General features: G+C 66.4%; 14 protein-coding genes. 5 read left to right on the top strand and 9 right to left on the bottom strand.

Going from position 1 to position 12537, the window contains the following annotated elements; translation table 11 throughout:
• Window positions 1-16: 16 nt before the first annotated feature.
• Window positions 17-1139, top strand: a protein-coding gene (prfB, locus tag B3Z70_RS11035; RefSeq protein WP_292023809.1) for a peptide chain release factor 2 whose coding sequence is annotated in 2 segments (ribosomal slippage) — window positions 17-85 and window positions 87-1139 — 1122 coding nt in all. Because the reading frame shifts where the segments join, the coding sequence is not laid out codon by codon here.
• 84 nt (window positions 1140-1223) lie between these two features.
• Here the strand turns inward: prfB and B3Z70_RS11030 are convergent.
• The 4 genes from B3Z70_RS11030 to tyrS all read right to left on the bottom strand — a co-directional run bounded on the left by B3Z70_RS11030 (window position 1224) and on the right by tyrS (window position 4014).
• Complete coding sequence (locus B3Z70_RS11030) at window positions 1224-1769, bottom strand: bactofilin family protein (protein ID WP_292023811.1); 546 nt, start codon at window positions 1767-1769, stop codon at window positions 1224-1226.
• Window positions 1770-1883: 114 nt separating this feature from the next.
• Window positions 1884-2345, bottom strand: coding sequence for a peroxiredoxin (locus B3Z70_RS11025; RefSeq protein ID WP_292023813.1), 462 nt, complete (start codon window positions 2343-2345; stop codon window positions 1884-1886).
• Window positions 2338-2703 carry a GIY-YIG nuclease family protein gene (locus B3Z70_RS11020; protein ID WP_292023815.1) on the bottom strand — a complete coding sequence of 122 codons (366 nt, stop codon included), beginning with the start codon at window positions 2701-2703 and terminating at the stop codon, window positions 2338-2340. The genes B3Z70_RS11025 and B3Z70_RS11020 overlap by 8 nt, the downstream gene beginning before the upstream one ends.
• 57 nt (window positions 2704-2760) lie before the next feature.
• Window positions 2761-4014 carry a tyrosine--tRNA ligase gene (gene tyrS / locus B3Z70_RS11015; RefSeq protein ID WP_292023817.1) on the bottom strand — a complete coding sequence of 418 codons (1254 nt, stop codon included), beginning with the start codon at window positions 4012-4014 and terminating at the stop codon, window positions 2761-2763.
• 420 nt (window positions 4015-4434) lie between these two features.
• Between tyrS and B3Z70_RS11010 the strand changes: the two genes are divergently transcribed.
• From B3Z70_RS11010 to ahpF, 4 genes are all read left to right on the top strand, one after another.
• Window positions 4435-4938 (top strand): DOMON-like domain-containing protein, encoded by a 504-nt coding sequence (locus tag B3Z70_RS11010; protein WP_292023818.1) that lies wholly within the window; start codon window positions 4435-4437, stop codon window positions 4936-4938.
• A 183-nt stretch (window positions 4939-5121) separates the two neighbouring features.
• Window positions 5122-6324, top strand: coding sequence for an exo-beta-N-acetylmuramidase NamZ family protein (locus tag B3Z70_RS11005; protein WP_292023820.1), 1203 nt, complete (start codon window positions 5122-5124; stop codon window positions 6322-6324).
• Between the two features lie 238 nt (window positions 6325-6562).
• Window positions 6563-7126, top strand: coding sequence for an alkyl hydroperoxide reductase subunit C (ahpC, locus tag B3Z70_RS11000; protein ID WP_248116866.1), 564 nt, complete (start codon window positions 6563-6565; stop codon window positions 7124-7126).
• Between the two features lie 177 nt (window positions 7127-7303).
• The gene (gene ahpF, locus B3Z70_RS10995; protein ID WP_292023821.1) at window positions 7304-8893 is read left to right on the top strand and encodes an alkyl hydroperoxide reductase subunit F; all 1590 of its coding nucleotides are present in this window, start codon (window positions 7304-7306) and stop codon (window positions 8891-8893) included.
• A gap of 34 nt (window positions 8894-8927) precedes the next feature.
• Here ahpF and B3Z70_RS10990 read toward each other — a convergent pair whose 3' ends face one another.
• The 5 genes from B3Z70_RS10990 to B3Z70_RS10970 all read right to left on the bottom strand — a co-directional run bounded on the left by B3Z70_RS10990 (window position 8928) and on the right by B3Z70_RS10970 (window position 12503).
• The gene (locus B3Z70_RS10990) at window positions 8928-9353 is read right to left on the bottom strand and encodes a hypothetical protein (RefSeq protein ID WP_292023823.1); all 426 of its coding nucleotides are present in this window, start codon (window positions 9351-9353) and stop codon (window positions 8928-8930) included.
• Entirely contained in the window at window positions 9350-9547 is a 198-nt protein-coding gene (locus tag B3Z70_RS10985) for a YdeI/OmpD-associated family protein (RefSeq protein WP_292023826.1), read from the bottom strand. The genes B3Z70_RS10990 and B3Z70_RS10985 overlap by 4 nt, the downstream gene beginning before the upstream one ends.
• A 126-nt stretch (window positions 9548-9673) precedes the next feature.
• A complete protein-coding gene (locus tag B3Z70_RS10980) occupies window positions 9674-10486 on the bottom strand; it encodes a transporter (protein ID WP_292023824.1) in 813 nt (270 codons plus the stop codon).
• A 57-nt stretch (window positions 10487-10543) separates the two neighbouring features.
• Window positions 10544-11818 carry an NAD(P)/FAD-dependent oxidoreductase gene (locus B3Z70_RS10975; protein ID WP_292045523.1) on the bottom strand — a complete coding sequence of 425 codons (1275 nt, stop codon included), beginning with the start codon at window positions 11816-11818 and terminating at the stop codon, window positions 10544-10546.
• A gap of 34 nt (window positions 11819-11852) precedes the next feature.
• A complete protein-coding gene (locus B3Z70_RS10970; RefSeq protein WP_292022790.1) occupies window positions 11853-12503 on the bottom strand; it encodes an alpha/beta hydrolase in 651 nt (216 codons plus the stop codon).
• Between the last annotated feature and the right edge of the window lie 34 nt (window positions 12504-12537).

Below are 12537 nucleotides of genomic sequence, written 5' to 3'. Positions count from 1 at the left end.
TGTCGCGGAGATTGCGATGAGACCGGATGTCGAGGCCATGAAGGCCGACATCGAGCAGAGCGTCGCTCTGCTCAGGAGGCGTCTTTGACTGGGATGTCGCTCTAAGAAAGCTCGATGAGCTGAACGCGCGGGTCGAGGACCCGACGCTGTGGGACAAGCCCGACGAGGCCCAGGCCGTCAGCCGCGACCGCTCGCAGCTGGAAGGCAAGATCAACACCGTCAAGGCGATGGAGCAGGACCTCGAAGACGGGGTGATGCTGGCCGAGATGGCGGACGAGGAGGGCGACGAGGGCGCGCTGGAAGACGCGCGCGCGTCGCTGCGCGGCATCAAGGACCGCGCCGCCCGCGCCGAGCTGGAGGCCCTGTTGTCCGGCGAGGCTGACGGCAACGACGCCTATCTGGAAGTGAATTCCGGCGCCGGCGGCACCGAATCGAACGACTGGGCCGGAATGCTGCTGCGGATGTATTCGCGCTGGGCCAAGGCGCACGGCTACGAGGTCACCATCGAGGCCCACGAAGAGGGCGAACAGGCGGGGGTCAAGTCGGCCACCATCCTGATCGAGGGGCCGAACGCCTATGGCTGGTTGAAGTCGGAATCGGGCGTCCACCGCCTGGTCCGCATCAGCCCCTATGACGCGGCGGCCAAGCGCCACACCAGCTTCGCCTCCATCGGGGTGTCGCCGGTCGTGGACGACGCCATCGAGATCGACATCAACCCTTCGGACGTGCGCACCGACACCTATCGCGCGTCCGGCGCGGGCGGTCAGCACATCAACAAGACCGACTCTGCGGTGCGTTTGACCCACACCCCGACCAATACGGTCGTGGCCTGCCAGGCGGGCCGGTCGCAGCACCAGAACCGGGAAATGGCCTGGAAGATGCTGCGGGCGCGCCTGTACGAGCTGGAGCTGCAGAAGCGCGAGGCCGCCGCCCAGGCGCTGGCCGACGCCAAGACCGACATCGGCTGGGGTCACCAGATCCGATCCTACGTCCTGCAACCGTATCAGATGGTGAAGGACCTGCGGACCGAGGTGGAGACGTCGGACACCCAAGGGGTGCTGGACGGCGATCTGGACGCCTTCATGGGCGCCGCCCTTGCCGCCCGGGTCGGCGAGACGCGGGGGTCCAGCGTCGATTAAGCAGAAGGGGCGGTCCGATGGACCGCCCCTTTCATTTTTTGGCTGCCGGCCTTCGGCCGACTTGCGCCCGCGTTGATCGCAGGTTCAGGCTGGCGACTTGGTCTCGGTCTTGTCCGCCTTGTCGGGTTTGGGGGCTTCCAGCATGGCGGCGCCGGGGGTGTCGCGCTTGGCCTGGTTGCAGCGGCCCTGGAACCAGGCGCCCTGGTCGATGGCCAGCTGCTCCTGGGTGATGTCGCCCTCGACGCGGGCGGTGGCGTAGAGCTTGACCTGTTTGGCCACGATGGCGCCCGAGACGCGGCCGCGCACGTCCAGCACGTCGGCATGGACCGTGCCCTCGACCGAGCCGCCTTCGCCGATGACCACGCGCGAGACGCGCACGTCGCCCTTCAGCGAGCCGTCGACCTGAAGCTCGCCGGCGCCGGAGATGTTGCCTTCATATTTCACGCCCGCCGACAGGGTGGACAGGTTGCTGGATCGCGGCGCCGGCCGAGAAGGCTCCGGCGCGCGCGGAGCGGGGGCCGCCGTCGGCAGGGCCGTTTGGGCGGGCGCAGGCGCCGGGGCAGGTTCGGGCGCCGGGGGGATGCCCAGCCCCTGCGATCCGTTGTCGTAGGATTTGCTCTTGGTGAACATGGTGCGCTCCGCATCTGCCAGCCAAGGCCGGCCAAGCCCCTATAGCCCTCAGGCGCCACTAGGCCGTGGGCGAGCGGCCCAGGTCAAGCGCCGCTTCCGAACGCCGCTCGCCGATCACAGGGCCTTTACGGCCTCCAGCACGGCGGCGGCGTGGTCGGCGACCTTGACGTAGCGCCAGACGCGGGCCACCCGGCCATCCGCATCGACCAGGAACGTTGCGCGCTCGATGCCCATATATTCGCGGCCGTACAGCTTCTTCTGCACCCAGACGCCCCAGGCCTCGCAGGCCGCGCCGTCCTCGTCGGAGGCCAGGACGACGGCTAGGTCGTATTTGGCCTTGAAGCGGTCGTGCTTCTTCACCGTGTCCTTCGACACGCCGATGACGGTCGCGCCAAGGGCGGCGAAGTCGGCGGCCAAGGCAGTGAAATCCTGCGCCTCGCGCGTGCAGCCGGTCGTGTCGTCCTTGGGATAGAAATAGACGACGGCAGGCTTGCCGCGCAGGGCGGTGAGCGAGACGCGGCCGTCGCCGTCCGTGGGCAGGTCGAGGGCGGGGGCGGGGTGGCCTTGTTCAATCATCGCAAGTGCTTTCTTCATTTCCGCTCATCCCCGCGGACGCGGGGACCCAGTCTTCAGCGTCCTTCAGTCCGCCAAGACGAAAAGGGTCGAAGAGATCAAGCCCGTCTGGATTCTGTTTCTCGATCAGTTCGAGTTTCCAACTGCGGTTCCACTTCTTGATCTGCCGTTCACGACGGAAGGCGCCTTCGCGAGTCTCGTGAACCTCGAACCAGACCAGCATATGAACGTCGTATTTGGCCGTGAAGCCGGCGAAGGTCTTGTTTCTGTGCTGGTTCACGCGCTGGATCAGATCGTCGGTCGAACCCGTGTAAAGGGTCCCGTTTCGACGACTGGCCACGATGTAGGTGAAGAAGGCCACGCTTTGACACCCTCTAGGTCCCCGCTTTCGCGGGGATGAGCGGGATTTGGGAACGAATCAGACCGGCTTCACCAACACGATCTTCTTCTTGCCGGCCGCCAGTTTGATGACGCCGTCCTTGAGGTCGGCCTCGGTCAGCGGCTGGGCGCCGTCGGACACGGCGGCGTCGTTCAGGCGGAGGCCGCCGCCCTGGGCCAGGCGGCGGGCCTCGCCGTTGGAGGCGGTCAGGCCGGCCTTGGTCACGACGGCGGCGATCATGGCGCCGTAAACCTCTGACGCAGGCAGTTCGACGGTCGGCAAGTCGGCCGAGACCTGACCCTTTTCGAAGGCGGTTTCGGCGGCGGCGCGGGCGGTGGCGGCGGCTTCGGCGCCGTGCAGCATGGTGGTGCAGGCGTCGGCCAGCGCCTTCTTGGCGTCGTTGATGGCGGCGCCTTCCAGCGCCTCGTAACCGGCGATCTGGGCGTCCGACAGGTCGGTGAACAGGCGCATGAAGCGACCCACGTCGCCGTCCTCGGTGTTGCGCCAGTATTGCCAGTAGTCATAGGGCGACAGGGCGTCGGCGTTCAGCCAGACGGCGCCGCCCACGGTCTTGCCCATCTTCTGGCCGGATGCGGTGGACAAGAGCGGCGTGGTCAGGCCGAAGGCGGCCTTCTGGTCAACCTTGCGGGTCAGTTCGACGCCGTTGATGATATTGCCCCACTGGTCCGATCCGCCCATCTGAAGCGTGCAGCCATAGCGGCGGTTCAGCTCCAGAAAGTCGGTGGCCTGCATCAGCATGTAGTTGAATTCCAGGAAGGTCAGCGGCTGTTCGCGCTCCAGGCGCAGCTTGACGGAATCGAAGCTGAGCATCCGGTTGACGGTGAAGTGAGTCCCGTAGTCACGCAGGAACTCGAGATAGCCCAGCTTGGACAGCCACTCGTCATTGTCGACCATGATGGCGTCGGACGGACCGTCGCCAAAGGTCAGGAACTTCTCGAACACGCCCTTGATGCCGGCGATGTTCTCGGCGATCCGCTCCTCGGTCAGCAGGGGGCGCTGGGTGTCCTTGAAGCTGGGGTCGCCGACCTTGGTCGTGCCGCCGCCCATCAGCACGATGGGCTTGTGGCCCGCCTGCTGAAGACGGCGCAGCAGCATGATCTGGATCAGGTGCCCGACGTGCAGCGACGCGGCCGTGGCGTCGAAGCCGATATAGCCGGTCACCACGTTTTGGGTCGCCGCCTCATCCAACTCGGCCGGATGGGTGATCTGATGGATATAGCCGCGCGCCTGCATGGTGCGGAGGAAGTCGGATTTGTAAGCGTGTTCGGTCATGGCGAAGCTCCGTTAGCAAAGATGCCGTCGGGCGTCTTCCCTTTGGTGGCGCAATGAGAGGCGGAGGGGGGCAGACGGTCCTCATGAAAACACCGTCTGAAGAGTCTCAATCGTCTGAAATCAGGCGGGGGTGAAATTGCACTGCGCCCCGAAAACGCATGCAAAATACAAGAAGGTGCAATTGGACGGCGAAGCGTTCTGGCATGGCGACGGCCATTATACAGCCGTTTCAGGGGCGACAGGCCAGGCGCCGCTGCTCCGGCTCAGGGCGTTGTTTCAGCGGGATATGTTGCGTGGAAATGCGATGGCTGGGCGATCACGGCCGAGGCGGGCCGTGACGCCAGGGGTGACAGCGATCGCCGGCAAATCGGTATAGACTGCAGGCTTTGACGCATCCCTGGCGTGCGATACGAAGGCGGGATGCGTCTGCCCCTGATCCCGCACCCGACTTCGCCGCATGGCGGACTGACGCTGGAGGTCGAGGCGCGGCGGGCGGGGCAGGTGCTGAGCCTGGAATATGTACTGGCCGGGCCGGTGGAGATGGTGCGGTGGCCGCAAGGCGCGGCGCGGGTGCGGACGGACGACCTGTGGCGCGCGACCTGTTTCGAGGCGTTCGCGCGGACGGCGGACGGCTATGTCGAATACAATCTGTCGCCGTCGGGGGCGTGGGCGGCCTATCGGTTCGACGGCTATCGCGAGGGCATGCGGGCGCTGGAGACGCCGGCGCCCTTCATCGTCACACGGACGGCGCCGGGGCGGTTCGTGCTGACGGCCGACGTGACCCTCCCTGACGACGCGGACGACGCCGTGGGGTGGGCGGCGGTGATCCAAGGCTTGGACGGGGCGATGGGCTATTGGGCGCTGGCGCATCCTTCGGATAAGCCGGACTTTCATCATCCCGACTCGTTCGCGCTCATGCTTTAGGTCGTCATCCTAGGCCTTGTGCCTAGGATCCATACGCCCGGTGTCAGCAGGTGGGCCACGCCCCATAAACCGGGATTCTCGATCCTAGGCACAAAGCCTAGGATGACGGAGCAAGCGGGAGCGGGAGTTGTGGCGGGTCGTGGCCTCGGGCATGGCTGTCGCAATGAGTCTCAGGAGCCCCTTATGAACTTCGGCCTCGACCGCCTGTTGTCCGACGCTGCGCTGCGGGCGCCCCTGAAAGGGCGGCGCGTCGCGTTGCTGGCGCATCCGGCGTCGGTGACCAAGGACCTGACCCATGGCGTGGATGCGTTGGCCGCCTGTCCCGAGATCACGCTGAGCGCCGCCTTCGGGCCGCAGCACGGGATGAAGGGCGATCTGCAGGACAATATGATGGAGAGCCCGGATTATCGCGATCCGGTCCACGGCATTCCCGTGTTCAGCCTGTATGGGGAGGTGCGCAGGCCCAGGGACGAATGGATGGAAACGTTCGACGTCATCCTGATCGACCTGCAGGACCTTGGGTGCCGCATCTACACCTATGTGACGACGCTGCTCTATGTGCTGGAGGCGGCGGCGAAACATGGAAAGGCGGTGTGGGTGCTGGATCGGCCCAATCCGGCGGGACGGCCGGTCGAGGGGCTGACGTTGAAGCCGGGATACGAGAGCTTCGTCGGCGCCGGGCCGATGCCGATGCGGCACGGCATGACCATGGGCGAACTGGGCCTGTGGTTCGTCGATCACTTCAAACTGGACGTCGATTACCGCGTGATCGAGATGCAGGGCTGGGCGCCCGATCAGGAGCCGGGCTTCGGCTGGCCGCTGGGCGAACGGTCGTGGGTCAACCCCAGCCCCAACGCCCCGAATCTTTCTATGGCGCGGGCCTATGCCGGGACGGTGATGCTGGAGGGGGCGACACTGTCGGAAGGGCGGGGCACGACGCGGCCGCTGGAGCTGTTCGGAGCGCCGGACATCGACGCGCGGGCGGTGATCGCCGAGATGCAGGCGCTGGCGCCGGATTGGTTGGCGGGCTGCGTGCTTCGGCCCATGTGGTTCGAGCCGACCTTCCACAAGCATGTCGGGAAACTGTGCAGCGGGGTACAGATCCACGTCGACGACCCCGCCTATGACCACGCCGCCTTCAGGCCGTGGCGGGTGCAGGCGCTTGGGTTCAAGGCGATCCGGCGGCTGTACCCCGACTACGATCTGTGGCGCGATTTTCCGTATGAATATGCGTTCGGCAAGCTTCCCATCGACGTGATCAACGGCGGGCCGGCCTTGCGGGAATGGGTGGACGACGCGGGCGCGGCGCCGGCCGATCTGGATGCGGCGACCAAGCCGGATGAGGCGGCGTGGGAGGAGGCCAAGCGCCCGTTCCTTCTGTATTGACGCTGGTTTTCGTCATCCTCGGGCTTGACCCGAGGATCGATTGCGACAGCGATGGTGCGCTTTATTCGACGCAAAGCGGCCGATAGTCCGATCCTCGGGCAAGCCCGAGGATGACGTCCAAGGGCGTCTCTGTTTCTATAATCAAAATCTATCACGCATCTGCAAATAAGTGATTGGGCTTATGTGTTGCGGTGCGGTAGGGAAGGGGCCTCCCAACCACCTGCATTGGATTTTCCGCATGGCCCTCATCAACACGACCCTCAAGCCGTTCACGGCCGAAGCCTATAAGGACGGCAAGTTCCTGACGGTCACGGACGCCGATGTGGCGGGCAAGTGGGCGATCTTCTTCTTCTATCCGGCCGACTTCACCTTCGTCTGCCCGACCGAGCTGGAAGACCTGGCGGACCATTACGCCGAGTTCCAGAAGCTGGGCGTCGAAATCTATTCGGTGTCGACCGATACCCACTTCTCGCACAAGGCGTGGCATGATTCGTCGCCGGCCATCGGCAAGATCACCTACACCATGCTGGGCGACCCCTCGGGCGTCGTGACTAACAACTTCGACGCCATGCGTCCGGGCGTGGGCCTGGCCGACCGCGCGACCTTCCTGGTCGACCCGGACGGCGTGATCCAGTTCACCGAGACGACCTCGGAAGGCATCGGCCGCAACGCCGCCGAACTGCTGCGCAAGGTCAAGGCCGCCCAGTATGTGCGTTCGCACCCCGGCGAAGTCTGCCCGGCCAAGTGGGAAGAAGGCGAGGCCACCCTGGCGCCGTCGCTCGACCTCGTCGGCAAGATCTAAGACCCCAGGTTCGATCGGCGGCGCGGTTCAAGCGCCGCCGGTCATCGGAGCCGGACCCGATCCGGCGCCTGCAGAGGCCGTGGGGTGCGTAGCTTTCAACCCCACGGCCTTTTTGCGTTCGGCCCTCGCCAAGGCGGCTCGAGGGCGACGTCCAATCCCAGAATTCACGAGGACCCCATGCTCGACGCCAATCTGAAATCCCAGCTCGAGGGCTACCTCAAGAACATCGTCCATCCGGTGGAACTGGTCGCCTCGCTGGGCGCCGGCCCGAAGTCGCAGGAGCTGAAGGCCCTGCTGGAAGACATCGTCTCGGTCTCGCACGGCAAGGTCGAGATGGGCCGCGACTATGACGACGAGCGTCAGCCCAGCTTCCTGATCCGGCGCAAGGCCACGGACATCGGCGTGCGGTTCGCGGGCATTCCGCTGGGCCACGAGTTCACGTCTCTGGTGCTGGCCCTGCTGCACGTCGGCGGCCACCCGTCCAAGGCGGCGCAGGAGGTGATCCAGCAGGTCAAGGACCTGGACGGCGACTATCTGTTCGAGACCTATTTCTCGCTGTCGTGCCAGAACTGCCCCGACGTGGTGCAGGCCCTGAACCTGATGAGCGTCATCAATCCGCGCATCAAACACGTCGCCATCGAGGGCGGTCTGTTCAAGGACGAGGTGGAGGCGCGCAAGGTCATGGCCGTGCCGACCGTCTTTCTGAACGGCGAACTGTTCGGTCAAGGCCGGATGGAGCTGGAGCAGATCGTCGCCAAGATCGACAAGGGCGCCGAGGCGAAGGCCGCCGAGAAGATCAAGTCCAAGGACCCGTTCGACGTTCTGGTGATCGGCGGCGGCCCTGCTGGCGCTGCAGCCGCCATCTACACGGCGCGCAAGGGCATCCGCACCGGCATCGCGGCCGAGCGTTTCGGCGGTCAGGTGCTGGACACCATGGCCATCGAGAACTTCATCTCGGTGCCCCATACCGAGGGGCCGAAACTGGCCGCCCATCTGGAGCAGCACGTCCGCGAGTACGAGGTGGATATCATGAACCTGCAGAAGGCGGCCAAGCTGCTTCCGGCCAAGGTTCCGGGCGGTCTGCATGAGGTGGTGCTGGAGAACGGCGCGTCGCTGAAGTCGCGCACGGTGATCCTGTCGACCGGCGCGCGCTGGCGTCAGATGAACGTGCCGGGCGAGGACCAGTACAAGAACAAGGGCGTGGCCTATTGCCCGCACTGCGACGGGCCGCTGTTCAAGGGCAAGCGCGTGGCGGTGATCGGCGGCGGCAACTCCGGCGTCGAGGCGGCCATCGACCTGGCGGGCATAGTCGCCCATGTGACCCTGATCGAATACGACAGCGAACTGCGGGCCGATGCGGTGCTGCAGCGTAAGTTGGCGACCCTGCCGAACGTGCGGATCGTGACCTCGGCTCTGACGACCGAGGTGCATGGCGACGGCGAGAAGGTGACGGGCCTGTCCTACAAGGACCGCAACTCCGACGCCCATCACGACGTCGATCTGGAGGGCGTCTTCGTGCAGATCGGTCTGGTCCCGAACACCGAATGGCTGCACGGCGCGGTCGCCCTGACCACGCGCGGCGAGATCGAGGTCGATCATCGCGGCGAGACCAGCCAGCCGGGCGTGTTCGCCGCCGGCGACGTGACGACCGTGCCCTACAAGCAGATCGTCATCGCCATGGGCGAAGGCTCGAAGGCGGGCCTGTCGGCCTTCGACTATATGATCCGCACGGTTCCAGCCGATGAGGCGGTGGTCGAGGCGGCTTAATGCCTGGGTTCAATCGATATTCGGCCTAGGAACGTCATTCCGGGGCGTCCGAAGGAGGACCCCGGAACCCAGGGGGCGCGGGGCATCCAACGGCGCGCATGCGGCCCTGGGTTCCGGGTTCCTCGCTCCGCTCAGCCCCGGAATGACGAAACGGCAAGCCTGTCCAACGAATGTCGATTGGCCCTAACGGGGTCGTGAGAACAGACTGCGCACGGCCCGCCCGATCTCGATCAGGATCGCCCAGGCCAGGGTGACGACGAAATAGCCATCGCGCGGCCAACACGATCAGCAGCGGAACCGCCCATAATGCGGCCCAGATATAATAGGGCAGGTTGGAATGCGTGACGGCGCGCAGGATCAGCGCGACCACGAACATCGGCAGGGTCAGCAGCAGATAGGGCCACACCGGAAGGCGGCGCATCAGCCGGATCAAGCCGCCGCCGAACGGGGCCTTGCTCATGGGGTTTGCACGGGGGCAGCCGAAGTTCCGCGGTGCGGACATCCGGGCCAGCAGCACGGGCGCCGCTTTCCTTCCTGAAGGTTCGAACAGCCCCAATCGATGCGCTTTCGCCGCGTCTCGGGCTTCTTGGCGGACTCGATCCAGCAGATCCATTCGTTACGGGCGAGGGGCGTGATGTCCGCCCAGGTCGCCATGGCCGCAGGACTGCGCGTCAGCGCGAACCGCAGATCGTCCGGCAAATCATGGACGACGCCGCCAGCGATGTTCGTCGGCTCGGACATCAGGGCTTGTCGCAGCGAACGGGCGCGTCCGCAATCGTCTCAGAACCGCGGGGCGACGCCCACGCCGAAAGCCACATCGGGGCTGTCGTCGTTCAGGCCCAGGTCGACGCCGAAATCCAGCTGGGTGTCGGGCAGAGCGGGCGGCGACCAGGCGGCGGTCAGATCGAAGGTGGATTGGGTGGTCGGCTGTGCGGGATCGTCGTCGCGGCTGATCCAGAGTTCGGCGCCCAGGTTCCACTGGCCGATGTCGCGACCCAGACCGGCGACCATCGTATAGGCGGCATGGCGGCCCTCGCCGTCCGCATTTGACACCCAGCCGACGCGGGGCGACAGGCTGAGGCTCCAGTCGGCGTCGAGCGGTAGCGAAACCGGCAGGATCACGCCGCCTTCGAACCCGTCGGCGCGGATGTCGCGGGCGCCGGTCGGGGCGGTCACGAACCCCTGAACCGCGACGGACACACCCGAACCGTCGGGATTGGCGAGCGAATGACGCAGCGCCAGCGTCAGGTCGCCGACGCCTTTCGACACCTCGCGCGCGCCGCTGGCGCGGTCGGTGACGGTCTGATGGTTCCAGCTGGTCAGGCCCATCTGCAGTTCGGTCAGGCCGGTCAGGCCGTAACGGACCAGCAGGTCGCCCGCGTCCCAGGCGCGGGTCTTTGCGCTGTCGTCGCTCTGACGACTGACGTCGAACAGGCCTAGTTCGACCTGCCAGCGACCTTGGTCCAAAACGCAGGCGGGCGTGCCCTGGCCCGGACGGTCGGCGCAGAAGTCGCGCTGCACCCGATCCTGCGCCACCACAGGCGACGACAGCAGAAAGGCGCCGAGGAGAAGGGCGGACGGGATCAGGCGCATGGGACGGCTCGCGACAGGTTCGGCGCGATCATGGCGATCAGGCCTTAACCGCCCGTATCAGTGCAGTTTAAGCCGGCCGGAAACGCGGCGATGAAGCAGGCGCGACAGGGCCAGCAGGATCGTGCGGCGCACCCCCAGAATGGCGCGGTGATGATCCAGGTGCAGCGCCATATAGGCCCATTTGGCCACCAGCCCCTCGATCAGGAAGTTCGGACCGCCCAGGCCGCCCATCAAGGCGCCGACGCCCCTGTCCCCGCCCAGCGACACCAGCGAACCCTTGTCGCGATAGACGTAGGGGCCGGGATCGCGCGCGGGATTGGACAGGGCCCTGGCCAGATAGGCGGCCTGCTGGGCCGCCGCCTGGGCGCGGGCGGGGACGGGGCGGCCATCGGGGCCGGGCGCCTCGGCGCAGTCGCCCATGGCGTAGATACCCGGCGCCGAGGCGCGCAGATGGTTGTCCACGACGAACTGGTTCAGCCGCCCCGTCGTCAGGCCCAGGTTCGGATTGGCCTCGGCCGCCTTGACCCCGGCGGCCCAGACGATCAGGTCGGCGGGAACATCGCCCTTCGAGGTGTCCAGCCGGTCGGCATGGACGGCGTTGACCTTGGCGTCGGTCAGCAGGCGCACGCCCTTGGCTTCAAGCGCATGGGCCGCCTTGGCCGAGACGCGCTCGGGCAGGCCGCCTAAGATGCGGGGCGCGGCCTCGACCAGGGTGACGGCCAGGTCGAACTTCTGGTCCGACGTCAGGCCGGCGGACAATTCGTCATGCCCCTCGATCAGTTCGGTGGACAGCTCCACCCCCGTCGCGCCGGCCCCGACGATGGCGATGTTCAGCGTCCGCTCGTCCGAATAGGCCGCCGCCAGGAAGGCCGAGGTCAGACGTCGGTTGAAAGCCTCGGCGTCCGCCACATTCTCCAGCAGATGGGCGTGTTCGGCGGCGCCCGGCGTGCCGAACAGGTTGGAGCCGCTGCCGATGGCCAGAACCAGGGTCTCGAAGCCGAGGGTGCGGGGCGCGACCAGCACCTCGCCGTCGTCGTCGCGGATTTCGGCCAGGCGCAGGGTCCGGGCCGCGGGGTCAAGCCCGGTCAGGTCGCCGAAGGCGAAGCTGAAATGGTTGCGGCGCGCCAGGACCGGATAGGACAGACCCTCCTGGTGCGAATCCAGCGATCCGGCCGCGACCTCGTGCAGGCTGGGCTTCCACAGGTGGAAGATGGATCGGTCGATCAGCAGGACGCGCCGACGCCCCTCGCGCGGCCCGAACCGACGACCCAGGCGCGCGGCAAGCTCCAACCCGCCCGCGCCGCCGCCGATGATGACGATGTCTTGCCGCATACGGGGTCTCCTGAAGGCGATCCCGTATCTAGGGTCAGGCCGGCTTTTCTTCCAGGCGCTTGTCCAGATAGGCGCCGACGCGGCGCTCGACGGCGCTCATGTGGTCCTGCCAGAAGTGGCTGGCGCCCTCTTCCAGTTCGTAGTCGATGACGATGCCCTTCTGGGTGCGCAGCTTGTTGACGACGCGCTCGACCTCGACCGGGGGAACGATGGTGTCGGCCGTGCCGTGCAGGAACAGGCCCGAGGCAGGGCAGGGGGCCAGGAAGCTGAAGTCGTACATGTTCGACGGCGGCGACACCGAGATGAAGCCGTCCGTCTCCGGGCGGCGCATCAGCAGTTGCATGCCGATATAGGCGCCGAACTGATAGCCGGCGACCCAGGTCTGGCTGGCGCCGGGGTTGTTCGACTGAAGCCAGTCCAGCGCCGTGGCGGCGTCCGCCAGCTCGCCGATGCCGCTGTCGAACTCGCCCTGCGATTTGCCCACGCCGCGCGAGTTGTAGCGCAGGGTCGCAAAGCCGCGCTGCTGGAACAGCTGGTGCAGGGTGACCGCGACCGGGTTGTTCATATGACCGCCCGCCTTGGGGTGCGGGTGCAGAATCAGGGCGATGGGGGCGTTCGGGCGCTTGCCCGGAGAATAGCGGCCTTCGATGCGACCGGAGGCGCCGGGCAGGATGACTTCAGGCATAGGGGCTCTGGAATCCGTTCAACTGTCATTTCGC

Origin of the sequence: Brevundimonas sp. UBA6550 (assembly GCF_002434505.1) — a bacterium.
Taxonomy (GTDB): domain Bacteria; phylum Pseudomonadota; class Alphaproteobacteria; order Caulobacterales; family Caulobacteraceae; genus Brevundimonas.
The sequence above is the reverse complement of the archived record's forward strand: the minus strand, read 5'-3'. Positions and strand labels throughout refer to the sequence as shown.